Origin of the sequence: Streptomyces sp. TG1A-60 (assembly GCF_037201975.1) — a bacterium.
In the GTDB taxonomy this organism is placed as follows: domain Bacteria; phylum Actinomycetota; class Actinomycetes; order Streptomycetales; family Streptomycetaceae; genus Streptomyces.
Genome location: NZ_CP147520.1, coordinates 3,007,833 through 3,032,346 on the forward strand (window position 1 = coordinate 3,007,833; position 24,514 = coordinate 3,032,346).

21 protein-coding genes and 2 pseudogenes are annotated in these 24,514 nt (G+C 70.4%); 14 read left to right on the forward strand and 9 right to left on the reverse strand.

All coding sequences use genetic code 11. The features are described from left to right. Positions 1-541: 541 nt before the first annotated feature. Positions 542-2,173 (forward strand): phospho-sugar mutase, encoded by a 1,632-nt coding sequence (locus WBG99_RS12445; RefSeq protein ID WP_338896396.1) that lies wholly within the window; start codon positions 542-544, stop codon positions 2,171-2,173. Positions 2,174-2,326: 153 nt separating this feature from the next. On the opposite strand, the gene WBG99_RS12450 is transcribed toward WBG99_RS12445, so the two are convergent. Then, a complete protein-coding gene (locus WBG99_RS12450) occupies positions 2,327-4,051 on the reverse strand; it encodes a hypothetical protein (protein ID WP_338896397.1) in 1,725 nt (574 codons plus the stop codon). 99 nt (positions 4,052-4,150) lie between these two features. Further along, positions 4,151-4,741: a PH domain-containing protein gene (locus WBG99_RS12455; RefSeq protein WP_338900314.1), complete on the reverse strand. Its 591-nt coding sequence runs from the start codon at positions 4,739-4,741 to the stop codon at positions 4,151-4,153. A 424-nt stretch (positions 4,742-5,165) separates the two neighbouring features. Here WBG99_RS12455 and deoC point away from each other — a divergent pair, with 424 nt between their 5' ends. From deoC to WBG99_RS12470, 3 genes are read left to right on the forward strand one after another with little or no spacing between them, the layout of a single operon-like run. Then, complete coding sequence (deoC, locus tag WBG99_RS12460; RefSeq protein WP_338900315.1) at positions 5,166-6,119, forward strand: deoxyribose-phosphate aldolase; 954 nt, start codon at positions 5,166-5,168, stop codon at positions 6,117-6,119. A 5-nt stretch (positions 6,120-6,124) separates the two neighbouring features. After that, positions 6,125-7,561, forward strand: a complete 1,437-nt coding sequence (locus WBG99_RS12465; protein WP_338896398.1) for an aldehyde dehydrogenase family protein — start codon at positions 6,125-6,127, stop codon at positions 7,559-7,561. Continuing rightward, positions 7,554-8,441 carry an aldehyde dehydrogenase family protein gene (locus WBG99_RS12470; RefSeq protein ID WP_338896399.1) on the forward strand — a complete coding sequence of 296 codons (888 nt, stop codon included), beginning with the start codon at positions 7,554-7,556 and terminating at the stop codon, positions 8,439-8,441. Before WBG99_RS12465 ends, WBG99_RS12470 begins: the two co-directional genes overlap by 8 nt. Before the next feature lie 23 nt (positions 8,442-8,464). Here WBG99_RS12470 and WBG99_RS12475 read toward each other — a convergent pair. Beyond that, positions 8,465-8,768 (reverse strand): annotated as a pseudogene (locus WBG99_RS12475) (hypothetical protein); the annotation flags it as partial. Positions 8,769-8,904: 136 nt separating this feature from the next. Between WBG99_RS12475 and WBG99_RS12480 the strand changes: the two are divergent. Further along, complete coding sequence (locus WBG99_RS12480) at positions 8,905-9,534, forward strand: uridine kinase (protein ID WP_338896400.1); 630 nt, start codon at positions 8,905-8,907, stop codon at positions 9,532-9,534. 266 nt (positions 9,535-9,800) lie between these two features. On the opposite strand, the pseudogene WBG99_RS12485 reads toward WBG99_RS12480, so the two are convergent. Continuing rightward, positions 9,801-10,579: pseudogene (locus WBG99_RS12485) on the reverse strand (SigE family RNA polymerase sigma factor). A 309-nt stretch (positions 10,580-10,888) separates the two neighbouring features. Between WBG99_RS12485 and afsQ1 the strand changes: the two are divergent. From afsQ1 to WBG99_RS12510, 5 genes are all read left to right on the forward strand, one after another. Continuing rightward, positions 10,889-11,566, forward strand: coding sequence for a two-component system response regulator AfsQ1 (gene afsQ1, locus WBG99_RS12490; protein ID WP_055515961.1), 678 nt, complete (start codon positions 10,889-10,891; stop codon positions 11,564-11,566). Further along, the gene (locus tag WBG99_RS12495) at positions 11,563-13,143 is read left to right on the forward strand and encodes a HAMP domain-containing sensor histidine kinase (RefSeq protein ID WP_338896401.1); all 1,581 of its coding nucleotides are present in this window, start codon (positions 11,563-11,565) and stop codon (positions 13,141-13,143) included. The genes afsQ1 and WBG99_RS12495 overlap by 4 nt, the downstream gene beginning before the upstream one ends. 2 nt (positions 13,144-13,145) lie before the next feature. Continuing rightward, positions 13,146-13,799, forward strand: a complete 654-nt coding sequence (locus WBG99_RS12500) for a hypothetical protein (protein ID WP_338896402.1) — start codon at positions 13,146-13,148, stop codon at positions 13,797-13,799. A 386-nt stretch (positions 13,800-14,185) separates the two neighbouring features. After that, positions 14,186-14,737 (forward strand): VanZ family protein, encoded by a 552-nt coding sequence (locus tag WBG99_RS12505; protein ID WP_338896403.1) that lies wholly within the window; start codon positions 14,186-14,188, stop codon positions 14,735-14,737. A gap of 124 nt (positions 14,738-14,861) precedes the next feature. Then, a complete protein-coding gene (locus tag WBG99_RS12510; protein WP_338896404.1) occupies positions 14,862-15,062 on the forward strand; it encodes a PspC domain-containing protein in 201 nt (66 codons plus the stop codon). A gap of 62 nt (positions 15,063-15,124) precedes the next feature. Here the strand turns inward: WBG99_RS12510 and WBG99_RS12515 are convergent, their stop codons facing one another. Together WBG99_RS12515 and WBG99_RS12520 are read right to left on the reverse strand one after the other, a co-directional pair. Further along, entirely contained in the window at positions 15,125-15,490 is a 366-nt protein-coding gene (locus tag WBG99_RS12515) for an ATP-binding protein (protein ID WP_338896405.1), read from the reverse strand. A gap of 132 nt (positions 15,491-15,622) precedes the next feature. Then, positions 15,623-16,789 carry an adenosine deaminase gene (locus tag WBG99_RS12520; RefSeq protein ID WP_338896406.1) on the reverse strand — a complete coding sequence of 389 codons (1,167 nt, stop codon included), beginning with the start codon at positions 16,787-16,789 and terminating at the stop codon, positions 15,623-15,625. 112 nt (positions 16,790-16,901) lie between these two features. On the opposite strand from WBG99_RS12520, the gene WBG99_RS12525 reads away from it, so the two are divergent. Beyond that, positions 16,902-17,672 (forward strand): prolyl oligopeptidase family serine peptidase, encoded by a 771-nt coding sequence (locus WBG99_RS12525; protein ID WP_338896407.1) that lies wholly within the window; start codon positions 16,902-16,904, stop codon positions 17,670-17,672. Between the two features lie 100 nt (positions 17,673-17,772). On the opposite strand, the gene WBG99_RS12530 is transcribed toward WBG99_RS12525, so the two are convergent. Next, the gene (locus tag WBG99_RS12530) at positions 17,773-18,768 is read right to left on the reverse strand and encodes a LysR substrate-binding domain-containing protein (RefSeq protein ID WP_338896408.1); all 996 of its coding nucleotides are present in this window, start codon (positions 18,766-18,768) and stop codon (positions 17,773-17,775) included. A 63-nt stretch (positions 18,769-18,831) separates the two neighbouring features. Here WBG99_RS12530 and WBG99_RS12535 point away from each other — a divergent pair, with 63 nt between their 5' ends. After that, positions 18,832-20,109 carry an MFS transporter gene (locus WBG99_RS12535; protein ID WP_338896409.1) on the forward strand — a complete coding sequence of 426 codons (1,278 nt, stop codon included), beginning with the start codon at positions 18,832-18,834 and terminating at the stop codon, positions 20,107-20,109. An 80-nt stretch (positions 20,110-20,189) separates the two neighbouring features. Here WBG99_RS12535 and WBG99_RS12540 read toward each other — a convergent pair whose 3' ends face one another. Beyond that, positions 20,190-21,536, reverse strand: a complete 1,347-nt coding sequence (locus WBG99_RS12540; RefSeq protein ID WP_338896410.1) for a tetratricopeptide repeat protein — start codon at positions 21,534-21,536, stop codon at positions 20,190-20,192. Positions 21,537-22,067: 531 nt separating this feature from the next. Here WBG99_RS12540 and WBG99_RS12545 point away from each other — a divergent pair. Next, on the forward strand, positions 22,068-22,277 hold the full coding sequence (locus tag WBG99_RS12545; protein WP_338896411.1) for a hypothetical protein: 210 nt from the start codon (positions 22,068-22,070) through the stop codon (positions 22,275-22,277). Positions 22,278-22,419: 142 nt separating this feature from the next. Here the strand turns inward: WBG99_RS12545 and WBG99_RS12550 are convergent, their stop codons facing one another. Next, positions 22,420-23,553: an IS630 family transposase gene (locus WBG99_RS12550; protein ID WP_338896412.1), complete on the reverse strand. Its 1,134-nt coding sequence runs from the start codon at positions 23,551-23,553 to the stop codon at positions 22,420-22,422. Positions 23,554-23,987: 434 nt separating this feature from the next. Between WBG99_RS12550 and WBG99_RS12555 the strand changes: the two genes are divergently transcribed. Further along, entirely contained in the window at positions 23,988-24,389 is a 402-nt protein-coding gene (locus WBG99_RS12555; RefSeq protein WP_338896413.1) for a hypothetical protein, read from the forward strand. The last annotated feature ends 125 nt before the right edge of the window (positions 24,390-24,514 follow it).

Sequence of the window (24,514 nt, forward strand, 5' to 3'; positions counted from 1 at the left end):
GTACTGGGTCGCCTGCGCGAGGGGCGCGGGAGGACCCGGGACTTCCCGCGCGTCGGCGGATGCGGGTGAGTGAGGGCCTGTCGCGCAGTTCCCCGCGCCCCTGGAGGGGGGCCTCGGGCCCTTCCGGACCGGCCCGCCGGGCCCGGTCCTTCAGGGGTCCTTGCGCTATGAGCACCCGATGAGGTCGCGTGGTCTGGTGCCGTGCGTCGCAAGGCGTCGGAGGGCCCTTGACGGGGGCCACTCCCGCGCGAGCGAAGTCGAGCGTGGGAGAGGAGCCACCAGGACTCTCCGGCGACGCGGCGAGGCGCGGTGCCAGACCGCTCGCCCCGGGCGCTCACAGTGCAAGGACCCCTTAGGACCGCGGGGAACTGCGCGATCCACCACAACCCGCCCGCACCCGCCGACGCGTCACCGCCCCGAGCTCTCCGGCGCCCCCGGAGGCCGAAGGGGCGCCGCCCCTGAGACGGGTCGGGGCGGCGGGGGCGGCGGCGGGGGCGAGCACAATCGGACCCACCACCAAAAGACGAGAGGTTGACTCCCCGTGCACGACGACCTGATCGCCCGCGCCCACGCGTGGCTGGCCGAGGACCCCGACCCGGAGACCCGCGACGAACTCTCCGAACTGATCGACACGGCGGACACGGCAGAACTCACCGCCCGCTTCTCCGGCACCCTCCAGTTCGGCACAGCCGGCCTCCGCGGCGAACTCGGCGCCGGCCCCATGCGCATGAACCGCTCGGTCGTCATCCGCGCCGCCGCGGGCCTCGCCGCGTACCTGGGCAAGAAGGGCGAGACCGGCGGCCTGGTAGTCATCGGCTACGACGCCCGTCACAAGTCCGCCGACTTCGCCCGCGACACCGCCGCCGTCATGACCGGCGCCGGCCTCCGTGCGGCCGTCCTCCCCCGCCCCCTGCCCACGCCCGTCCTCGCCTTCGCCATAAGGCACCTGGGCGCGGTGGCCGGCGTGGAGGTCACGGCCAGCCACAACCCGCCGCGCGACAACGGCTACAAGGTGTACCTGGGCGACGGCTCCCAGATCGTGCCCCCGGCCGACGCCGAGATCGCGGCCGAGATCGACGCCGTACGGTCCCTCGACGACGTCCCCCGTCCGGACGGCGGCTGGGACATCCTCGACGACACCGTCCTGGACGCCTATCTGGCCCGTACGGACGCGGTTCTCGCCCCCGGCTCGCCCCGTACCGCCCGCACGGTCTACACGGCCATGCACGGCGTCGGCAGGGACACCCTCCTCGCCGCGTTCGCCCGCGCGGGCTTCCCGGAGCCCGTCCTCGTCGCCGAACAGGCCGAGCCGGACCCGGACTTCCCGACGGTCGCCTTCCCCAACCCGGAAGAGCCCGGCGCGATGGACCTCGCCTTCGCGAAGGCCCGCGAGACCGACCCGGACCTGATCGTCGCGAACGACCCGGACGCCGACCGCTGCGCGGTGGCCGTCAAGGACGGCGCCGACTGGCGGATGCTGCGCGGTGACGAGGTGGGCGCGCTCCTCGCCACCCATCTGGTCCGGCGCGGCGCGCGAGGCACCTTCGCCGAATCCATCGTCTCCTCCTCGCTCCTCGGCCGGATCGCCGAGAAGGCGGGCCTCCCCTACGAGGAGACCCTGACCGGCTTCAAGTGGATCGCCCGCGTCGAGGACCTGCGCTACGGCTACGAGGAGGCCCTCGGCTACTGCGTCGACCCCGGGGGTGTACGCGACAAGGACGGCATCACGGCGGCCCTCGCCGTCACCGAACTGGCGTCCCGGCTCAAGGAAGAGGGCCGCACGCTCCTCGACCTCCTCGACGACATCGCCGTCGAGCACGGGCTGCACGCCACCGACCAGCTCTCGGTCCGGGTCCAGGACCTCTCGGTCATCGCCCGCGCCATGGAACAGCTCCGTGAGCAGCCCCCGACCGTCCTCGCCGGCCTGCCCATCACCAAGGCGGAGGACCTCACCCGGGGCACGGACAGGCTCCCGCCCACGAACGGCCTCCGCTACACCCTCGACGGCGCCCGAGTGATCGTCCGCCCCAGCGGCACGGAACCCAAGCTCAAGTGCTACCTGGAGGTGGTCGTCCCGGTGGCCGCCCACGCCGGCCTCCCCGCCGCCCGCGCCAAGGCGACGGAGCTCCTGGCCACGATCAAGCGGGACCTGTCGACGGCAGCGGGCATCTGACCCCACCCCGAAAGCCCCTGTGCAGCAGGAGAAGCGACAGGAGAAACAGGAGCGGCAGAGCGGCAGAGCGACAGGAGAAGGCGCAGCCCCGGCCCCGGCGAATTCCCCCGGCCGGGGCTTTCTCCTGCTCAGCCCCAACGGCACGTTCAGCCCCTACGGCACGAACACCAGCGCCGCCAGCCACAGCACGGCCAGCACCGCGCCCAGCGGCCACAGGGCCCCGCCCCGCCCACGGTCGGGGCTCACCCCGGTGGGCCGCAGCGCCGGGTCCCGCCACATGGCGGTGATCTCGGCGGCGACCTTCTCGTACGGGTGGATCAGGCCGAGGCGCCGCTCCAGCCGCGCCCACCGGGGCGCGTGCGCCGTCCACGCGCCGCCGAACCGCGTCCGGCGGCTGTCCACCTTCAGTTCGCCGCCCTCGCACTTCACCGTCATGAGGTGCTCCCAGGGGATGTGCCGCCCGCCGAGCATCCCGTTGAACCAGAGCCCGTCCCGGTCGGCGGTGATCCGCCACGCGGCCATGCCGGGCAGCAGCAGCGCCCCGATCAGTCCCACCACTGCACCCGGGACGTACCTCCAGCCGCCTCCCTCGCTCAGCACCATGAGGGCCGCCCAGAGCAGGGCCACCAGGCAGACGGCCCAGTCCGGCCACCCGGCCCGCCATCGCCGTACCGCCCCCGGCTCCAGCCGCCCGGCGGTCAGGACGGCGGCGGCCTCCCGCCGGTCGGCGAAGGCGGCGCTGCGCCGGGCCCGGGCCTTCTCCGCCGCGGTCCGAGCGCGCACGGCCCGGTCGGACAACGGCCGCACCGGCCCGATGGAGGCCTCCACGACCAGTTCCTCCGCCGCGCCCTCCGCCCCCTTGGGATCCTCGTCCTCGGAGTCCTCGGGCGCGCTGACGATCACGATCTCGCCACCCTCGTAAGGCGTCCCGTACAGGACCGCCTCCCGCAGCGGTCCGGGTCGGCCGTCGTCCTCCTCGTCGTTCTCGATCGAGTCGAGAAGGGCGTCCATCTCCTCCTCGCTGAGACCGCCGGCGTCCTCGTCCCCCTCATCCCCGGCGCCGTCGTCGTACCACTCCTCGGCCGAGACGGTGAACACCGGTCGCAGCGCGACCACGTCGTCGGCGGCGAAGACCTCGACGTCGCCGCCCGCGCCGTCGCGCACGAGCACGCGGAGCACGGGGACGGGCGCCCGGCGCAGAGCGGCGGCCCTGCGGCGTCCGAGCCACCCGGAGAGCAGCGCGGTGAGCCCGCACCCGATCACGAACCACCCGGCCATCGCCCCCTCGCGCCGGTCCCCGGCGACCGGCCAGTTGGACGCGGAACACACGAACAGTCCGCCGACGAGGGCCAGTCCCGTTCCCAGGGCGATGAGGAACCGCCCGCGCCGCAGTGGCCCGACCCCGTCCGGCATCGCGGCCGTGACGCCCTGGGAGGCCGCCAGGGCCCACCGCTTCTGCGTCCGGCCGGCGCTCAGCCGGAACTCGGCCATCGCCCAGACGGTGTTCACGGCGAGGAAGCCGACCAGGGTGACGGGGTCGCGGCTGTCGCCGTACCAGGCGAGTACGAGGGTCAGCAGGGGCGACGTGACCCGGACGACCTCGGGCCGCACCAGCAGCCACACCAGTTGCAGCGGGACCAGCGTGGCGAGGACCGGTGGCACACCCGCGAAGGCGGCCAGCCAGAAGCCGACCATCAGGCCGACCATGGCGACGGCGAGACGGTGCACGGGCCGCGTCCGCACCGGCACCCACATCGGCGGTCGCGACCGCGTCCACACCCGCGCCTGCTCCTCGCTCCAGGCGGCGCACCCCTCGGGCACGGTGGACTCGGGCAGCCGCCGCAACGGCTGCCCCGGGGACTGGAGATTCGTGCTCATCGCTACCTAGACACTCGGACCGCCACGGTGGTTGTCGCTCGCAGGACGGTACGGCCCGAACCCGGGAAAGCCCTCAACCGAGCCACCGGGCGCCCCGGCTCAGCCCAGCGCGACCAGCACCGCCAGCAACACGGCCCCCGCCGCCGCGGGCCCCATGATCTCCCAGGCCCACCGTACACTCGGCTCCCCCTGCGACCCGGCCGCCCTGGCCCGCATCTCGCACAGTTCTCGCAGGTCAGCCATGAACTGGTCGGTCTCGGAAGCAGGCACCGGCCGCGCGACCAGGGAGGTACGGCCGCTGCTGTCCCCCTTGGCCACCCGATGGGCGTCCCGGGCCTGAATCCGGGCGGCCTTCTTGCGGGCCCGCAGCGAAACGGGAATCGCCCACAGCTGATACTTGGCGCCGCTGGAGTCGATCACCTCGTTGGTGTAGCCGGAGCGCAGGGACACGATGCTCGCCCAGGGCAGCTCGATCACCCGGAACGGATTGCGCACCCGCAGCCGCTCGTCATTGGCGAAGACGGCCGGCCGGACGGAGAAGGCGGCCACCAGCGGCACGGCCACCAGCAACAACGCCAGGGCCAGCCAGGGCGTACGCCCGTCCCCCGACACCAACGCGTCCCCGCCGAGCCACCCGCCCAGCGCCAGCAGCAACACCCCGCCCGCCAGTCCGGCGGGCGACCGGTACACCCGGTCCTTGTACGCGGGCTCGGCGGGCGTCGGAGCCTTGGTGGTCTTCTCCGCCTGCTCCGCCTGCTGAGGTTTCTCGGCCTGCTGAGGTTTCTCGGCCTGCTGAGGCTTCTCGGCCTGCTGAGGCTTCTCGGCCTGGTCGGCGTGGTCGGCCGTCGGAGGCTTCTCGGCCTTCGGGGTCTCCGAAGCCGACGAGGCCTCCGCGCGCTCGCGAGCCGCCGACGCGTTCTCCGGCTCGGGCGACGATTGATCCGGGGTGCTCATGCCTCCGATTCTGCCCGACGCCCCGAACACCACGACGGCCGGCAGACGGCTGGAGACCGGGGTGCGCGCGGTACTTCCGCGCCCCTTCCGGTCCGGCCGCGCACATCCATGTCCGGGGCTGTACACCCGCTACGCGCGTAGATATGCTCGTCTGGTGACCATGTCCACAGCTGCACCCCACGCTCTCGCCGACGTCACCGCGTCCGACAGCACGCTGCGCCGCTTCCTGCACGGGCTGCCCGGCGTCGACCCGGTCGGCCTGGAGGCGCGCGCCGCCTCCCTCGGCACCCGTTCCATCAAGACGACCGCCAAGGCGTACGCCATCGACCTGGCCATCTCCATGGTCGACCTGACGACCCTGGAAGGCGCGGACACCCCGGGCAAAATCCGGTCCCTCGGCGCCAAGGCGGTCCTACCCGACCCCACCGACCGGACGGCCCCCGCCACGGCCGCGGTCTGCGTCTACCCGGACATGGTGCCCGCCGCCAAGGCGGCCGTCGCCGGCTCCACCGTCAAGGTCGCCTCCGTCGCCACCGCCTTCCCGGCCGGCCGCGCCCCCCTCGCCGTGAAGCTTGCCGACGTCCACGAGGCCGTCACCGCCGGCGCCGACGAGATCGACATGGTCATCGACCGGGGCGCGTTCCTCGCGGGGAACTACCTCAAGGTCCACGACGAGATCACCGCCGTGAAGGACGCCTGCGGCTCCACGGCCCGCCTGAAGGTCATCTTCGAGACCGGCGAGCTCTCGACGTACGACAACATCCGCCGGGCCGGCTGGCTCGGCATGCTCGCGGGCGCGGACTTCATCAAGACCTCGACCGGCAAGGTCGCGGTGAACGCCACCCCCGCCAACACCCTCCTGATGCTGGAAGCAGTTCGCGACTTCCGCGCCCAGACCGGTGTGCAGATCGGCGTGAAGCCGGCCGGCGGCATCCGCACCACCAAGGACGCGATCAAGTTCCTCGTCCTGGTCAACGAGACCGTCGGCGAGGACTGGCTGGACAACCACTGGTTCCGCTTCGGCGCGTCCTCGCTCCTCAACGACCTGCTGATGCAGCGCCAGAAGCTGGCCACCGGCCGCTACTCCGGCCCCGACTACGTGACGGTGGACTGATCCCCATGGCATCCGCATTCGACTACGCCCCGGCACCCGAGTCCCGCGCGGTCGTCGACATCGCACCCTCGTACGGCCTGTTCGTCGACGGCGAGTTCACCGAGGCCGCCGACGGCAAGGTCTTCAAGACGGTCAGCCCCGCCTCCGAGGAGGTCCTCTCCGAGATCGCGCGGGCGGGCGAGGCGGACGTGGACCGCGCGGTGAAGGCGGCCCGCAGGGCCTTCGAGAAGTGGTCGGCCCTCCCCGGCGCGGAGCGCGCGAAGTACCTCTTCCGCATCGCCCGCATCGTCCAGGAGCGCTCCCGCGAACTGGCCGTCCTGGAAACCCTCGACAACGGCAAGCCGATCAAGGAGACCCGCGACGCCGACCTCCCCCTGGTCGCCGCGCACTTCTTCTACTACGCGGGCTGGGCCGACAAGCTCGACCACGCCGGGTTCGGCGCGGACCCCACGCCGCTCGGCGTGGCGGGCCAGGTCATCCCCTGGAACTTCCCGCTCCTCATGCTCGCCTGGAAGATCGCCCCGGCGCTCGCGACCGGCAACACGGTCGTCCTGAAGCCCGCCGAGACGACCCCCCTCTCCGCGCTCTTCTTCGCGGACATCTGCCGCCAGGCGGGCCTCCCGAAGGGCGTCGTCAACATCCTCCCCGGCTACGGCGACACGGGCGCGGCCCTGGTCGCGCACCCGGACGTCGACAAGGTCGCCTTCACCGGCTCCACGGCGGTCGGCAAGGAGATCGCGAAGACGGTCGCGGGCACCCGCAAGAAGCTCACCCTCGAACTGGGCGGCAAGGGCGCCAACATCGTCTTCGACGACGCCCCGATCGACCAGGCCGTCGAGGGCATCGTGAACGGCATCTTCTTCAACCAGGGCCAGGTCTGCTGCGCGGGCTCCCGCCTCCTGGTCCAGGAGTCGATCCAGGACGAGCTGCTCGACTCCCTGAAGCGCCGCCTCTCCACGCTCCGCCTCGGCGACCCGCTGGACAAGAACACGGACATCGGCGCGATCAACTCCGAGGAGCAGCTCACCCGTATCACCTCGCTCGTCGAGCGCGGCGAGTCGGAGGGCGCCGAGCGCTGGTCCCCGGCCTGTGAACTGCCCTCCGCCGGCTACTGGTTCGCCCCGACGCTCTTCACGAACGTCACCCAGGCGCACACCGTCGCCCGTGACGAGATCTTCGGCCCGGTCCTGTCGGTCCTCACCTTCCGTACCCCGGACGAGGCCGTCGCCAAGGCCAACAACACCCAGTACGGCCTCTCGGCGGGCATCTGGACCGAGAAGGGCTCCCGGATCCTGGCCGTGGCGAACAAGCTCCGTGCGGGCGTCGTCTGGTCCAACACGTTCAACAAGTTCGACCCGACGTCGCCGTTCGGCGGTTACAAGGAGTCGGGCTTCGGCCGCGAAGGCGGTCGCCACGGCCTGGAGGCGTACCTCGATGTCTGACCGTCTCAGTGTGTTCAAGACCTACAAGCTGTACGTCGGCGGGAAGTTCCCGCGTTCCGAGAGCGGCCGGGTGTACGAGGTGACTGACTCGAAGAACAAGTGGCTGGCCAACGCCCCGCTCTCCTCCCGCAAGGACGCCCGTGACGCGGTCGTCGCCGCCCGCAAGGCGTTCGGTGCCTGGTCCGGCGCGACGGCGTACAACCGGGGCCAGGTCCTCTACCGCGTCGCGGAGATGCTGGAGGGCCGCAAGGGGCAGTTCGTCCACGAGGTCGCCGACGCCGAGGGCCTGTCGAAGTCGAAGGCCGCCGCCCAGGTGGAGGCGACGATCGACCGCTGGGTCTGGTACGCGGGCTGGACCGACAAGATCGCCCAGGTGGTCGGCGGCGGAAACCCGGTCGCGGGCCCGTACTTCAACCTCTCCACCCCCGAACCGACGGGCGTGGTGGCCGTCCTGGCCCCCCAGGAGTCGTCCTTCCTGGGCCTGGTCTCCGTCCTCGCCCCGGTGATCGCCACGGGCAACACGGCGGTCGTGATCGCTAGCGAGAAGTCCCCCCTCCCGGCACTGTCGTTGGGCGAGGTGCTGGCCACCTCCGACGTACCCGGCGGTGTGGTCAACGTCCTCTCCGGCCGTACGGCGGAGATCGCGGCCCCCCTCGCCGCCCACCAGGACGTCAACGCGATCGACCTGGCCGGCGCGGACGACGTGCTGGCGAAGGAACTGGAGATCGCCGCGGCCGACAACCTCAAGCGCGTCCTGCGTCCACAGCCTGTGGACGACTGGACGGCCGCGCCGGGCATCGACCGCATGACGGCGTTCCTGGAGACGAAGACGGTGTGGCACCCGACGGGGTCGCTGGGCGCGTCGGGTTCGGCGTACTGAGGAGCGCCCCGTAAGGGGGTCGGCTGCGTCCCGGCGCCGTTGTCGAGAGGATCGGCCCCCGTGCCCGCGAGCGGGTCGGGCCTGGGGCCGGCTGCCGGGCCGGTGACGTAGCCGACGGTGCCGGCGAGTGCCTGGAGGCCCGCCCGCGGGGCGACGTCGCCGAGCGAGGCGGGCCGGGTGCGCGTCACGTCGAGGACCGGGGGCCGCGCCGTCCGCCGCCGCGGCCGTACCGGCGCGCGCGCCGAGGGCGGCGGCCCCCGCGCCGGTGACGGCCGGCAGCGTGCGCCGGGCGGCGCAGTTCCGGGGGGCCGAGTGGCGAGCCGTCAGCGGTGCCGCCTCCTCCTGTCGATTCCCGCCGCGGAAAGTAGTCACAGAGACACGTACGGCGGTTGAGGTGTGATGTGCGCTCCAAGGGCGACCCGCCGCTCGGCGAGAGCCGCGTGATGCCTCACACTGGACTCTCGTGAGTTCGCATCCCCCGATACCGACCCGGGTCGTCCTGCTGTCCGGTCCGTCCGGCTCAGGCAAATCCCTCCTCGCCGCCCGCTCCGGCCTGCCCGCGCTGCGGCTCGACGACTTCTACAAGGAGGGCGACGACCCGACGCTGCCTCAGGTGGCGGGCAGCGCGGACATCGACTGGGACCACCCGCTGTCCTGGGACGCGGACGCCGCCGTCGCGGCGATCGAGGAGCTGTGCCGCACGGGCCGTACGACCGTGCCGACGTACGACATCTCCCTGAGCGCGCGCACCGGCGCGGAGGCCCTGCACATCGAGCGGACGCCGGTGTTCATCGCCGAGGGCATCTTCGCCGCCGAGATCGTGGGGCGCTGCCGTGAACTCGGTGTCCTCGCGGACGCCCTGTGCCTGACCCGTGGTCCGGTGAAGACCTTCCGCCGCCGCTTCCTGCGCGATCTGCGGGAGGGCCGCAAGTCCGTGCCCTTCCTGCTGCGGCGCGGCTGGCGGCTGATGCGCCTGGAGCGCTCGATCGTGGCCCGCCAGACGGAGTTGGGCGCCCACCCCTGCGACAGGGACGAGGCCCTGGGCCGACTGGCCGCGGCCACCCCGGGCCGCTCCGCGACGGCTACGGCGTAGACGGCAGAAGCCGGTGCCGCGGCAGGCAACGTTCGCCCGTCGCGGCACCAGCCGGACAGAACACGGGCCGGCGCGAACAGAAGCGGGACTGGACGGACCCCCCGGCCCTCCAGTCCCGCTTCCCCCGTATCCCCCGGTTTCCACCGTCGTGGTCCCCCCGGACCCCCGCCGCTCTCCCCCGGTTGTCGCGGCGGCGCTCCCCCGCACCACCGCGATCTTCCCCGCTCCCCCGTTCTTCCCCCGCTTACTTGCTCCCCCACAGACCTTCAGGCGACAAGCTCCCCGAAGGACTCCTCCTCGTCACGGCCGAAGCTGAGGACCTCGTCGTCGCGCAGCCGGCGGAGGGACCGCCAGATGCTGGACTTCACCGTGCCGACACTGATGTCGAGGATCTCCGCGATCTCCGGGTCGGTGTGGCCCTCGTAGTAACGGAGGACCAGCATCGTCCGCTGGAGTTCGGGGAGCCGGGCGAGCGCCTGCCACAGGACGGCGCGCAGCTCGGTGCCGCGCATCGCGTCCGTGTCGCCGGCGGTCTCCGGCAGCTCCTCGGTCGGGTACTCGTTCAGCTTGCGGCGGCGCCACGCGCTGATGTGCAGATTGGTCATGGTGCGGCGGAGGTAGCCCCCGACCGCGGCCTTGTCGCTGATCCTGTCCCAGGCCCGGTACGTCGAGAAGAGGGCGCTCTGGAGCAGGTCCTCGGCCTCGAAGCGGTCTCCGGTCAGGTGGTAGGCGGTTGCGTACAGGGAGGCACGACGCTCCTTGACGTAGGCGGTGAACTCCGCCTCCGACCCGGACCGGCGCTCCCCCGTGCTCTCCCCGTACGCGGTCCCCGTTGCCCCGGCAGTGCCGACGGCGGTTGCCGCCGCGGACCCCGTGGTGCTTCCCCCACATGGGCGTCGACCACCGACATGTACGTCGTGTGCTGACGCCCGGCACCGCGAGCGCACCCCCGCCCGCTCCCAACACCGGACTTCTCCGTGTTCCGGATGACGTCGTGGAGACGCGTGACAACTGCGCCAGTGCTGGTGCTGTGCAGCGTGTTCATCTCGCGCCCCCCGTCGTGGAGTTCCGGTTGCGGTGCCGTGCCGTGGTGCTCGTCCGCGCTTCTCCGGCTCCGCCCCTTCGTGCTGTCGGGCGGTGTTTCCTTGCCTGTGCCGAAAAGACTGCCCGCCCACTTTCATGGCCGTGTCCGCCGTCTGTCACAGACCTGTCACAGGGGTCGTGCCCAGGCGGGACACAGGTTGATCACAGAGAAGAGTCGTGCGGCTACGCGATCGGCACGATCGTGTGCGCGTGAGGGGTGGGAGCGCTCCAACGGTCGATTCGGCGCCATGCCATGGGCCAGAATGAGCCCGTGCCTTCCCTGTTGCTGATCGAGGACGACGACGCCATCCGCACGGCCCTGGAGCTCTCACTGACGCGCCAGGGGCACCGTGTCGCCACCGCCGCCACCGGCGAGGATGGCCTCAAGCTGCTGCGCGAACAGCGGCCTGATCTGATCGTTTTGGACGTGATGCTGCCTGGAATCGACGGCTTCGAGGTGTGCCGGCGGATCCGGCGCACCGACCAGCTGCCGATCATCCTGCTGACCGCGCGCAGCGACGACATCGACGTCGTGGTGGGCCTGGAGTCCGGCGCGGACGACTACGTGGTCAAGCCCGTGCAGGGGCGGGTGCTGGACGCCCGTATCCGCGCGGTGCTGCGGCGCGGTGAGCGCGAGGCCAACGACGCGGCGACCTTCGGCAGCCTGGTGATCGACCGCGCGGCGATGACCGTGACGAAGAACGGCGAGGACCTCCAACTGACACCCACCGAGCTGCGGCTGCTCCTGGAGCTGAGCCGCCGTCCCGGACAGGCTCTGTCCCGGCAGCAGTTGCTGCGGCTGGTGTGGGAGCACGACTATCTGGGCGACTCCCGTCTGGTGGACGCGTGCGTGCAGCGGCTGCGCGCCAAGGTCGAGGACGTACCGTCGTCGCCGACCCTGATCCGTACCGTGCGCGGCGTGGGTTACCGGCTGGACGTTCCTCAGTGACGAAGGCCCAAGGGGGGATCCGCGGCTGGTCCGCGGCGCGCAGGCAAGTTCAGTCCCGTATCCGTTTCACCAGTCTTCGGCTGCGTCTGGTCGTCGTCTTCGGGCTGGTGGCGCTCACCGCGGCCGTGTCGGCGTCCGGTATCGCGTACTGGCTCAACCGCGAGGCCGTGCTGACCCGCGCTCAGGACGCGGCGCTGGAGGACTTCGAGCGGGAGATGCAGAGCCATGTGAGCACGCTGCGCCCGCATCCGACACAGGATCAACTGCGCCTCGCGGCACGTCAGATGGCGGACGGGGGCGAGCGGTTCAGTGTGCTGCTCATCGCCGAGGACGCCGACGGCAGGACGGTGTACGGCTCGTCGACCGACAACTCCCTGGACGGCTTCGCGCCGACGGACGTGCCCGCGTCCCTGCAGAAGGCCGTCGGCAAGCGGCAGAAGCTCACCTCGGGCAACCAGCACGCCCACCACCTGTACTGGCAGCGGGTCATCGAGAACGACGAGCCGTATCTGGTGGGCGGCGCGAAGATGATCGGCGGTGGGCCGACCGGTTACATGCGCAAGTCCCTGGAGTTGGAGGCGAAGGACCTCAACTCGCTGGCCTGGTCGCTCGGTATCGCGACGGGTCTGTCGCTGATCGGCTCGGCGCTGCTCGCACAGGCCGCCGCGACGACCGTGCTGAAGCCGGTGCAGCGCCTCGGTGTCGCCGCCCGGCGCCTCGGCGAGGGCAAGCTCGACACCCGGCTCCGGGTGTCCGGAACGGACGAACTGGCCGATCTCTCCCGGACGTTCAACCTGGCGGCGGAGTCCCTGGAGAAGAAGGTCGACGACATGAGCGCCCGCGAGGAGGCGTCCCGCCGCTTCGTCGCCGACATGTCCCATGAGCTCCGCACGCCGCTGACGGCGATCACCGCTGTCACGGAGGTGCTGGAGGAGGAGCTGGACGCCGACACGGGCAGCCTCGATCCCATGATCGAACCGGCGGTGCGGCTCGTCGTCAGCGAGACGCGGCGCCTGAACGACCTGGTCGAGAACCTGATGGAGGTCACCCGCTTCGACGCGGGCACGGCCCGGCTGGTCCTCGACGACGTGGACATCGCCGACCAGATCACCGCCTGCGTCGACGCCCGCGCCTGGCTGGACGCGGTGGAGCTGGACGCCGAGCGCGGCATCATGGCCAACCTCGACCCGCGCCGCCTGGACGTGATCCTCGCGAACCTGATCGGCAACGCGCTCAAGCACGGCGGTTCCCCGGTGCGTGTGTCGGTGCGCGACGAGGGCGAGGACCTGCTGATCGAGGTGCAGGACCACGGGCCCGGCATCCCCGAGGACGTTCTCCCGCACGTCTTCGACCGTTTCTACAAGGCGAGCGCCTCCCGCCCGCGCTCCGAGGGCAGCGGCCTCGGCCTGTCCATCGCGCTGGAGAACGCCCACATCCACGGCGGCGGGATCACCGCCGCCAACTCCCCCGAGGGCGGCGCCGTCTTCACGCTCCGCCTGCCCCGTGACGCGGCCTCGCTGATCGCGCGCGAACGGGACGAGGACGGCACGGAGGACACCGAGGGGGACGGGCAGTGACGATGCGAGGCACACGCGGACGAGACGTACGCGCAGGCGGCATACGGGCGCGGGGCGTACGGACCCTGGTCGCGACCGGGGCGCTCGCCGGGCTGCTCGCCGGCTGCGGTATCCGGGCCACGCAGGTGCCGACGGACTTCGGGCCGGCCCCGTCGATGGTGCCCTGTGAGCTGTCGGTGACGGACATCGCGCCGCAGGCGACCCCGTCCGGGATTCCCGTCGAAGTGTTCCTGCTCTGTTCCGGGGCGCTGGTGCGGGTCGACCGCACGGTGCGGGCGGCTGAGGGTGTCGCGGAGGCCGAGCGGCGCGTCGTCGTCGCACAGGGGCTCCTGGACGCGCTGGCCGGGAACCCCTCCGACGTCGAGGACGAGGCCGGCTACGACACGGCCGTACCGACCGGCCTCACGGTGACCGGCCCCCGCCCCGGCGACCCCGAGGACGCCCTCCACCTGTCCATAGCCCCCGACGCCCTCCCCGAGTACGCCCTCGCCCAGATCGTCTGCACCTTCGCCGGCTCCGCCGCCGCCGGCGACAACGGCTCGGTTGTCCTCGGCAGCACGAGCACCGAGCCCCTGCGACGCTACGACTGCACCCCGGACGTCCAGTCGAACCCGGGCGCGGAGACACCGCCGTCGACGGAGATCGCGGCTCCCTGACCCTGTCGCCGCTCCCCACGCGGCCCGCTGTACGGGAGGCCGGCGAGTGAGCCGAGGGGGCCCACCTCTCCTGACCTGCCCAAGCGAGACTCCCTGCCTGCTCCACTGCAACCGGTCGGCGAGTGACCCGAAGGTCCCATGAGGCGGCGGACGCCCTTCGACAGCAACCACCTCCTCCCGAACTGCTGAAGCAGCCCTCCACTGCAACCGGGCCGGCGGGTGAGCCGAAGGGGCGTGCCTGTGGTGAGGCGGCGGACGTGCGCACCGCCCGCCGAAGGAGGGCCGAGCACGATCGCCGCCTCACCACAGGCTTCTGCGCCCCGGAGGCGAACCGAGCCACGAAGCAGGGGGGAACCGATCGTGGCGGGGGCCGCGTCTTGGGGGGCGTGCAGCGTCAAGGTACGAACGGCGGTAGTGCCGGAATCCGTGTCCGTGCGGCGGGGGGTGTCCTCCTCGCCGCGCATCTCGCGGTCGTCGCCTGGATCACGCTGCGTCCGCTGGATGTCACCTGGATGAGTCCCGCGAATCTGCGGCCGCTCGCGGGGATCAGAGCGGATCTGTCTCTGGGCTGGCCGGAGGCCGCCCGCAGGATCGGTGAGGGGCTGGCGCTGCTGGCGCCGTTGGGTGTGCTCCTGCCGATGGCGCACGGCAGACTGGCGGCGTCGCCGCTGGCCTCGCTGGCCAGGTCGGTCGCGGTGGGGGCACTGTTGTCGCCGGCGATCGAGCTGTTGCAGACGGGGGTGCCCGGTCAGGTCGTCGACATCGACTCGATCCTGCTGAACACGGTCGGGGTGGGCCTCGCCCATCTCGCGGTGGTGCCCACGGTCAGGGCGGCGCTGCGGCGCAGGGCCGAGACGCGGGTGCGGACGAGTCTCCGCCGGGAGGAGCCGTCTCAGGGTCGCACCCCGACGATTCCCAGGGTCGGCATGGCTCCGTAGAGGGACGCTTCGTCCGGTTCGTCACCGTAGTGTCGAAGGTGTGGAAACGAGAGCGGAGGCCGTCAGGAGGCCCCGCCCCACCGTCGGCCCGGGGCCGACGTCCTACGCTGACGAAGGAGCCCTCATGAGCCGCCTCGCCCGCCCCTCGGAAGGCCGGATGATCGGCGGAGTCTGCGCAGCGCTGGCACGGCGCTTCGGCACCTCCGCGACCACGATGCGCGTGATCTTCCTGGTGTCGTGCCTGCTTCCGGGACCGCAGTTCCTGCTCTACATAGCCTTGTGGATCCTGCTCCCCTCGGAGAGCAAGGCCCGCACGGCCTGGTGACGCGTACACCGACGGGGCGCCCCCTTCGCAGGGGGCGCCCCGTACGGGTGGAGCGGTCCGGCTCAGGCGGCGCCGCCGCCGAGCGGCAGGCCGTTCACGCCGAGGCCGTTGGCCGGGAGGGTCTTGCCGACGGGGACGCCGCCGAGCAGTCCGGCGACGGGGGCGGCCGGGCCCTCGGCGAGGACGTTGGTGGCGGCGGGCTGAGCGGATTCCAGACCGGCGCCGAGCGCACTCTGCCCCTGGGTGACGGCCTCGGTGGCCGGCAGCGACTTCGAGACGTTCTCCACGGGCAGCGACTGGGTGACGGTGCCCAGGGCCTGGGAGGCGTCGGGTGCGCTCGGGGCGGCGTTCGCGGCGCCCGCGCCCGCAGCGGCGATGGCGGTACCGAAGACGGCGACACCGAGGGTCTTGACAGCAGACTGCTTCATGTTGAATGCGTCCTTGGAATGCGTTTGACGGGTGGTGAGCGGTACCGAAACGTAAACACCAAAGTCCCGCCGGAGGCAAACATCGAAAAGCGGTCGCGTCGCCGTCCGTGCAACCGCTTCCCGAGCCGCCGTTCAGTTCCGGTCGTTGGCAGAACCACTGGTGGAGGCCGTCTGCCGGAACAGCCATTCGGATTTCAACTCGGCGTATCCGGGCTTGATCACGTCATTGATCATGGCCAGTCGTTCATCGAAAGGAATGAATGCTGACTTCATAGCATTGACGGAGAACCACTGCATGTCGTCGAGCGTGTAACCGAAGGCATCGACAAGGTGCTCGAATTCGCGGCTCATTCCGGTGTGGGACATCAGCCGGTTGTCGGTGTTCACGGTGGCCCGGAAGTGCAGTCGCCGCAGCAGTCCGATGGGGTGCTCGGCGTACGAACGGGCGGCGCCGGTCTGGAGGTTGGAGCTGGGGCACAGCTCCAGCGGAATGCGCTTGTCGCGCACATAGGAGGCGAGGCGGCCGAGTTTCACGGAGCCGTCCTCGTGGACCTGGATGTCGTCGATGATGCGGACGCCGTGGCCGAGCCGGTCGGCGCCGCACCACTGCAGCGCCTGCCAGATGGAGGGCAGTCCGAAGGCTTCCCCGGCGTGGATGGTGAAGTGGTTGTTCTCGCGCTTGAGGTACTCGAAGGCGTCGAGGTGCCGGGTGGGCGGGTAGCCGGCCTCCGCGCCGGCGATGTCGAAGCCGACGACGCCGAGGTCGCGGTAGCGGTTGGCGAGTTCGGCGATCTCCAGGGCCCGGGCCGCGTGCCGCATGGCGGTGAGCAGGGCGCCGACCCGGATGCGGTGGCCGTTGTCCCGGGCGCGCCGCTCGCCCTGCCGGAATCCCTCGTTGACGGCCTCGACGACCTCTTCGAGGCCGAGCCCGCCGTCGAGGTGCTGTTCGGGTGCGTAGCGGACCTCGGCGTAGACGACGCCGTCCGCCGCGAGGTCCTCGGCGCACTCGGCGGCGACCCGGACGAGCGCGTCGCGGGTCTGCATGACGGCGACGGTGTGGGAGAAGGTCTCCAAGTACCGCTCCAGGGAACCGGAGTCGGCGGCCTCGCGGAACCACGCGCCGAGCCGGTCGGGGTCCGTTTCCGGGAGCCGGGGGGTGTAGCCGGAGGTGTGGGCGAGCTCGACGATCGTGCCGGGGCGCAGTCCGCCGTCGAGGTGGTCGTGCAGCAGAACCTTGGGCGCCCGGCGGATCTGGTCCGGGTCCGGGGTGCTTCCGGTCCGGTCGGTCTGGTTCGTCATTTTCGCACGATAAAGCCTACGCGCGTAGAGCGCCTGTCGGGCGGTGCCGTCGATACCCAACGGTGACCCGCAGACGGGTGGCGCACACCCTCTCTTCTGACACTGTTCTGTCATGGCGCAGCAAGCAATGCCGGTCCGTACGCCCCGACTTGGGCGGACGCTCGGACCGGAGCCGAGCACGGTCAGCGGAGTCGTCCTGCTGCTTCCGGCCGGCGACGAGGCATCCACCCGCAGACCCTCCTCCATGAGGGCCGCCGCCTCCGTGCGCGCCCTCGGCCGCCGGCTCGCCCGCGCGGGCCGCACCGACGGGCTGGCGACCCATGTCGTGCACTACCGCTACCGGGGCTGGAACGGCACGGAGGCGAGGCTCGCGCGGGACGCCGAGTGGGCCGCCGACGAGGTGGTGCGGCGCTACGGCGACGTGCCGGTGTGTCTCGCCGGGCTCCACATGGGTGCGCGGGCCGCGCTGCACGCGGGCGGCCACGATGCCGTCAACTCCGTGCTGGCCATCGCTCCCTGGCTGCCTCAGGAGGATGTGGCCTCGCCGCCCGAACCGGTGAAGCAGTTGGCCGGGCGGCGGGTGCTGATCGTGCACGGTACGAACGACGAGCGGGTGGATCCCGAGCTGTCGTTCCGGTTCGCCGCGCGGGCGAAGAAGACGAACCCCGGCATCTGCCGGTTCGAGGTGCATGCGGCTCGGCATGGGTTGACGCAGTACCGGGACGAGGTGCATGCGCTGGCTTCGGATTTCGTGATGGGGGTTCTGTTCGGGAGGGCTTTCTCCCGGCCCGTGGAGGACGCGCTTGCCGCGCCGCCGCCGCTGGGGTTGCGTATGCCGCTTGCTTCCGGGTTCGGGGTGGCTCGCGCTCGGAGGCGTGGCTGAGGGTTTCCGCGCGGCTGCGGGTGAGTGGGTGGGGGCTGGTCGCGCCCACGCGACGCAACCGCATGCCGACGCAGTCCCGCGCCTCTGGCTCCCCCGGCGCTCAACTGCCCAGCAGGTTGCCCCTTCTCGACAGCAGGAACCTCTTGAAAGCCGCCACGGGGGGTGTGTCCGGGTGGCCGTCGAGCCACGCCACGCCGATTTCCCGGGCGGCTCGGGGAGCGGTGACCGTCAGTTCCACGACGCCTGGTCGCGGGACGGCCGGTGGGGGCAGGAGGGCCACCCCCAGCCCGGCCGCCACCAGGCCCCGCAGCGTCTCCGCCTCCTCGCCCTCGAAGGCGATGCGGGGTGTGAAGCCGGCCTCCTTGCAGAGGTCGTCGGTGATGCGGCGCATGCCGTAGCCGGGTTCGAGGGTCACGAAGGTCTCGTCGGAGGCCTCGGCGAGGCGGACGCGTTTGCGGGCGGCGAGGCGGTGGTCGGCGGGGACGACGAGACGGAGTTTCTGTTCGTCGAGGCGGCGGGCCACCAGGTCGGGGGCGTCCGGGACGGGGGACGTGAGGCAGAGGTCGAGTTCGCCGGCGCGGAGGCGTTCGAGCATGGCCTCGCCGTAGTTCTGGACCAGGCTGAAGCGGACGCGGGGATGTTCGGCGCGGAAGGCCTGGAGGAGGCCGGGGACCGTCTCGGCGCCCATGGTGTGCAGGAAGCCGAAGGCGACCTTGCCGGTGGCGGGGTCGGCGTCGGCGCGGACCTCGTCGGCGGCGCGCTCGATCTCGGCGAGGGCACGTTCGACGGATGCGTGGAAGGTGCGCCCGGCGTGGGTCAGGGAGACCGTGCGGCCCCGGCGGGCGAACAGGTCGACGCCGAGGTCCTGTTCGAGGCGGACCATCGCCCGGGAGAGCGTCGACTGGGGGACCCGCATCTCCTGCGCGGCCCGGGTGACGTGTTCGGTGCGGGCGACGCCGGCGAAGTAGGCGAGGCGCGGGGCCAGGCGCAGGACGATGTCCTCGATCGCCTCGGAGTCATCGATGGCATAGCCATCGATCTGTTCTGTGTCACTGGACTGTGACAGCCGCCGCCCTGACCTCTGCTCATGCATCACGGGAACGATTATGGGGGTTCCGTGCATTGGACGGATGAGTCACGGCGTCCGTACTTTCGAGGCATGCCTTCCGTCAGTACCGAGGCGTCCACCACCGTGGGCGCCGAATCGACCACGTCCAGCCGTTCGAACGCCACCGACTCCCGAGTGACCCCCGGCGGGCCCGGCTACCGCCGGATGAGTCTGGCGCTGTTCCTCGCGGGTGTCGCGACCTTCGCCCTCCTCTACTCCACCCAGGCTCTGCTGCCGCTGATCTCGGACGGCTTCGGGAGTACGGCGAGCGCGGCGAGCTGGACGGTGTCGGCGGCGACCGGTGCGCTGGCGCTGTTCGTGCTGCCGATGAGCGCGCTGTCGGAGCGGTTCGGGCGGCGTACGTTGATGACGGCGTCGCTGGCGGTCGCGGTCACGGTCGGGCTCCTGGTCCCCTTCGCGCCGTCGCTGGGCGCGCTGGTGGTGTTGCGGGCGGTGCAGGGCGCGGCGCTGGCGGGGGTGCCCGCCTCGGCCACCGCCTACCTCGCCGAGGAGGTCCGGCCCGAGGCCCTCATCACCGCGATCGGTCTCTTCGTCGCCGGCAACAGCGTCGGCGGCATGAGCGGGCGCGTCGTCACCGGGTGGGTCGCGCAGGAGTGGGGCTGGCGGGTCGCGCTGGGTGTGCTCGGGCTGATCGCCGTGGGGTGTGCGGCGGCGTTCCGGCTGCTGCTGCCGGCGCCGAAGCACTTCGCGGCGGGTTCGCTGCGGCCGGCTGTGCTGGGGCGGACGGTCCGGGCGCATCTGGCGGATCCGCTGCTGCGGCGGCTGTACGCCGTCGGTGCGCTGTTCATGACGGTGTTCGGCGCGGTCTACACCGTGATCGGCTACCGCCTGACCGACGCGCCCTTCTCCCTTCCACAGGGGGTCATCGGTTCGGTCTTCCTCGTGTATCTGGTGGGCACGGTGTCCGCGTCGACCGCCGGGAAGCTGGTGGGGCGGCTCGGGCGGCGGGGGGCGCTGTATCTCGCGGGCGGTACGACGACCGCGGGGCTGCTGGTGTCGCTGTCCGGTTCACTGGTGCTGGTGCTGGTGGGGCTGGTGCTCATCACCGCGGGGTTCTTCGCGGGCCACGCCGTGGCGTCGTCGGCGGTCAGTCACACGGCGAAGCGGGGGCGGGCGCAGGCTTCCGCCTTGTACCAGTCGGCGTACTACGTGGGGTCCAGTGCGGGCAGCACGCTGGGGGCGGTGGCCTTCCACGCGGGGGGTTGGAGCGCGACCGTCTCGCTCGGAATGCTCGCCGTGGCGGGGGTTGTGGGGATCACTGTGGTGGGGTCGCGGGCGGCTCGGCGGGGACCCGTGACTGTGCGTTGAGTTGTTCGCCCCCGCCGCCCTTACCCGTCCCCTTACCAACAGCGTCGTCCCGGCATCCCGGTGCCTGTTCTGCGTTTGGTCTATTGGACGGGCAACAGGGATGGCGGAGTGACCAGCCGCGCGCGTTCATAGAGGCCCCGCGCTGTTGGGTTGCCCAGGTGCGGGCGAATCATTTTGAACATGTTCTGTACCCGCTGTTCTGCCCGCCCGGATTGGACGAGTGGGTAATCATCCAATACGAGATTCCACGTGGCGCAGGCGGCTTCCAAGTACCCAATGGAAAGTTGACGTTCAGCAAGAATCCCGCGATGGTGGACGCGCGTACGCCGGTAAACCTTGTACCGCAACTTGTCGGCCTGCTGCATTGCCTCGACGGCGCCCGCCGTGTCCCCCAATTCGTACCGCACTTGACTTGTGTGATAATTGAGGGCGGCAGGATCGTACGAACCAAAGATCTTCGCTCGGGATTCCGCCTTATCCATTGCAACTTCGGCTTCCCGGAGGTACAGGAGAGCTTTATTGCGTTCACCGGTTTGAGCGGCAGCGTGCGCCTGTTGGCCAGCGAGGAAGGCGCGCATTCGAGGACCCGCATTCGGAGAGACGGCAGCGGCAGCATCGGCTAGGCGCATTGCCTCTTGTCCATGCCCTAGTTCTACGGCTTGAACGCTCATTCCTCGTAGCGTTGTGCAGTACGTCAAGTGATCCTCTGACGCTCCGGCAAGTTCCAACGCTTTGAGGTAATACTGCTGAGCCAATCCGTGAACTCCCTCGTCTGCGGCCATGTAACCAGTGAGATAGCAGAGGTCAGAAGCCGCCGCCATCATCGCTTTACGAACGTGGTCGGGAGCATCCGCCCGAAGGTAGGGGGCTACTGTATTCACGAGAAATGCGGCAGCCATTGGGCGCGCATGGCGCCCGCCGAATTGGTCGTCAAGTTCAGAAACCCGTTCCGTCATGGCAATGACCATGTCCACTTCGGGCATTCCCACCCGCTGCGTCTGGCCTTTCTGAACAGCTTCCATCCGGCCAACGACGTCGGGCCAATTGGGCACGGTGAGGGCAACGGAGAATAGACCTGCGCCTAGTATGCTGCGGCGGGACGGGTCCATATCGTTTCTCCCAAGATCCATGAGCCCTTCCACTGTACTCGGATGGGCGTTCAACTGATCCTGGGGTGCGGGAAACCCGGCTTGGGCGTGCGTGATAGGGCGGTGTAGTCGGCGGGACAAGGATTCCAAGACCAACGGCCGCACAGCCTCTCTCGGCATGTGCCCCTTTAGCCACTGGTGAACGGACGGTTCCCGATAGTTGAGGGGCGTGCCTCGCTCCGTGCCTACGCGGTTCACATCCTGGGCGAACTGGCGCAGTGTCCAGCCGGTCTCGCAGTACAGCCGCTCTAGATCAGCGTTCGGTTCCGGCGTGCTCACTGGGTTTCAACTCCTCGTGCTGGCGTGGCACTTAAAGCTCTTAAGTCCTGCTGCCGCTTCAACGGTACCGCTGTGTGTAGCCGTGGAGTTGCCTAGAGCAGCAAGGACCCCCGCGCCGTGCGACCGGCCGGGGGCGTGGACCACCTGAGAGAGCAGGCAGTCACCCATGGGTCTATCACGAACGCTCGAACGAGTGAGAGCCGCATTCCGGCGACGCAACCCCGACAGGCACGCCCGCACCGCTACGCCCCAGGAAGCGCCCCAGGTACCCAGTAACGGGCCGTCGCCGGACGTGTGGGGCGCGAGGCCGGTCACCACGCGGAGGAACCGCAGGGACAGGCATGCTCTGGGCGAGGCATGGCAGCCTCAACCGCAGGCGGGCGCCGAGTGGTTCCCGCCCCGTGACTGGGAGGCAGAGGAAGCCTGGGCACACATGGGCGCCCTTGTCCGCCCCTGCCTCGTGGCACCGGGCGAGGCGCCCAGGACGGCCCGGACAGGCGCCCAGCGCGCGCCCTGGGGGAATGCCCAGTGATGACACTCGCTGTCTACAAGATCAATCCGCAGACGGGCGCCCGGACCCTCGTACGCGCTGAGCACACCGTGAAACCGTCGAGCGTGCCGGATCTCTCCAGCGAATACCCGCCCTGCGCGTGCCCGCGCCACAAGGGCAGCGACCAGCGCGCGAACAAGCTCCGCGCCCTGTTGGCCGAAGCAAACCGACGCAGCAGGGGGACACTGTGACGCGCTCGATCGTCAAAGCGGCCGAGTGGACGCTAGGGCCGGAAACGGCCCAGGGCGCAACGCAGGGCATCTACTCCGCCGAGTGCATCACGTGCGGGGCTCAGGCTCAGCCAACTGACAATGAGTGCTTGCTAGTGCCGGATCAGGCAATGTTTGCCCTGTCGACGACGGCGCGTAGGCGTCGGTCGTCGGCATGGCGGTTTCGCCAGATGATGTAGCGGCGGATCATGCTGCCCTGTTCCTTGTGGTCGGCATGGTCGGTGCCGTCGAGGGTGAAGTAGCGCAAAGCGGTGAACTGGGCCTCGACGCGGTTGAGCCACGAGGAGTTCGTCGGGGTGTAGGCGATCTCGACGTTGTTCGCCGCCGCCCAGGTGCCGACCCGCTGGCACTTCTTCGTGGTCAGATGCGGGGAAAAGTTGTCGCAGACGATCGCGATGCGGACACCGGCCGGGTAGAGGGTGCGCAGGTAGCGGCAGAACTCCAGGAACTGAGTGCGTCGCTTGATGGGCTTGATGTGGCCGTAGAGCTTGTCCTTGGCCAGGTCCAGAGCGGCGAACAGGTGCCGCACCCCGCCGTAGCGGTTGTAGGTCGCCCGCCGACGACGACGTGGTTCACGGTCGGGGTCCTTGTACTTGCCGCCGCGTTCGGCCCACTGCCGGCCAGGGTGGGGCATCAGGTTGAGCGGCCCGAACTCGTCCAGACAGAAGACGACTTCGGGCTCGCCCTCCTCGGGTATGACCTCGCCGTCGGCGATGGCATACAGGTGCTCGACGCGTGCCTTCTTGGCCGCGTAGTCCGGGTCGCGGGAGGTCTTCCAGGTCTTCAGGCGTTGAAAGGAGACGCCTTCCTCGCGGAGCAGGATGCGAAGGCCCTCGTGGCTGATGTCGTCGACCACCCCCTCGGCGACCAGGAAGTCCGCCAGCTTGGTCAGACTCCAGGTCGAGAACGGCAGGTCGTGCTCGGCGGGCTTGGACTTGGCGATCTTCTTGATCTCGCGACGCTCGGGCAATGTGAACGTCTTGGGCCGGCCGCCCTTGTACTTCGGATACAGCGACTCGAAGCCGTCGGTGTTGAAGTTGTGGATCACATCGCGGACCCGGTCGTCGCTGGTGAACGACACCTCGGCAATCTTCGCCACCGGCATGCCCTGCGCGGACAGCAGCACCATCTGGGCCCGCCGCCAGGTCACCACCGACCCAGTCCCCCTGCGGATGATCCGCAGCAGCCGTCTGCCCTCGTCGTCATCGATCTCACGCACGCGTACTCGTTCTGCCACCCGGACAGAGTGACGGACACGCGCCGCCCGACACAGCACCCGGACGACGCGTCACATCACAACAGGGCAAACGTTCCCTGCTACGGCACTAGTTGAGGTATGGGCGCTGAAACACACGGGCCTGCATCCGACGCATCGACAGTTCAAGGCGACGGCGGAAACCTTCTGGCGGGTGACCCCTGCGGAGGGCAATCCCTACCGCGAGCACGACGCCCAGGGCGCCTAGGACCCGCAGCACCAAACCCGATGGCTGCCGCTTCCGGGGCGCTGCGAGGCGCAAGGGCAGCATGCGTGACCCCCGTACCGGCCTCCCCCGTCCGGTGCGGGTGGCGCCCCCGACTGCACACGCCTCGGCCGCAGTCGGGGGCCATCTCATGCCCTCAGCACGGTTCAATGGGCGCAGAGAAGCAAGCGGGGGAGAGGACGGCGGCACGATGCGGGAATGGCTGTACCCGGTGGACCCGAAGACGGCGGACAGGGACGGGGAACCGCTCAGGCCGGACCGCTATTTGATGTTCGCCGAGGCGGGGCGCACGCAGTTCTGGGGGCTCAGGGTGAGACGTCACATCAAGCTCGGTGACCGCCTCTGGGTGTACTTCAGACTCCCACTTGGCATCGTCGCTGCCATGGCCGAAGTGGAGGACGAACCGTACGAGATCCAGGACGACCCTGACGGGTTTCTGTGGGAGTTCCCCGCCGTGCCGAACCTCGACGCGACGCGTGCACTGAACCGCAATCCCGTCCCGCTTTCGGCCCTCAGCAACCAGCGGCCCCAAGGGGTTGGTGGAGTCCCTGACGCGGACCTGGTGACCTTTCTCAGGCATGCGGGCGTGTGACCGACTGTAAGAGGTCGACCATGTGTCGGCTGGTTACCCCGGTCACCGCTCTGCAACTCTGCCAGAGCCCAGAAGTTTGGCCTGAAACTCTATGTTTCTGCAGGTCAGCGACCCAGGGCGGCTTC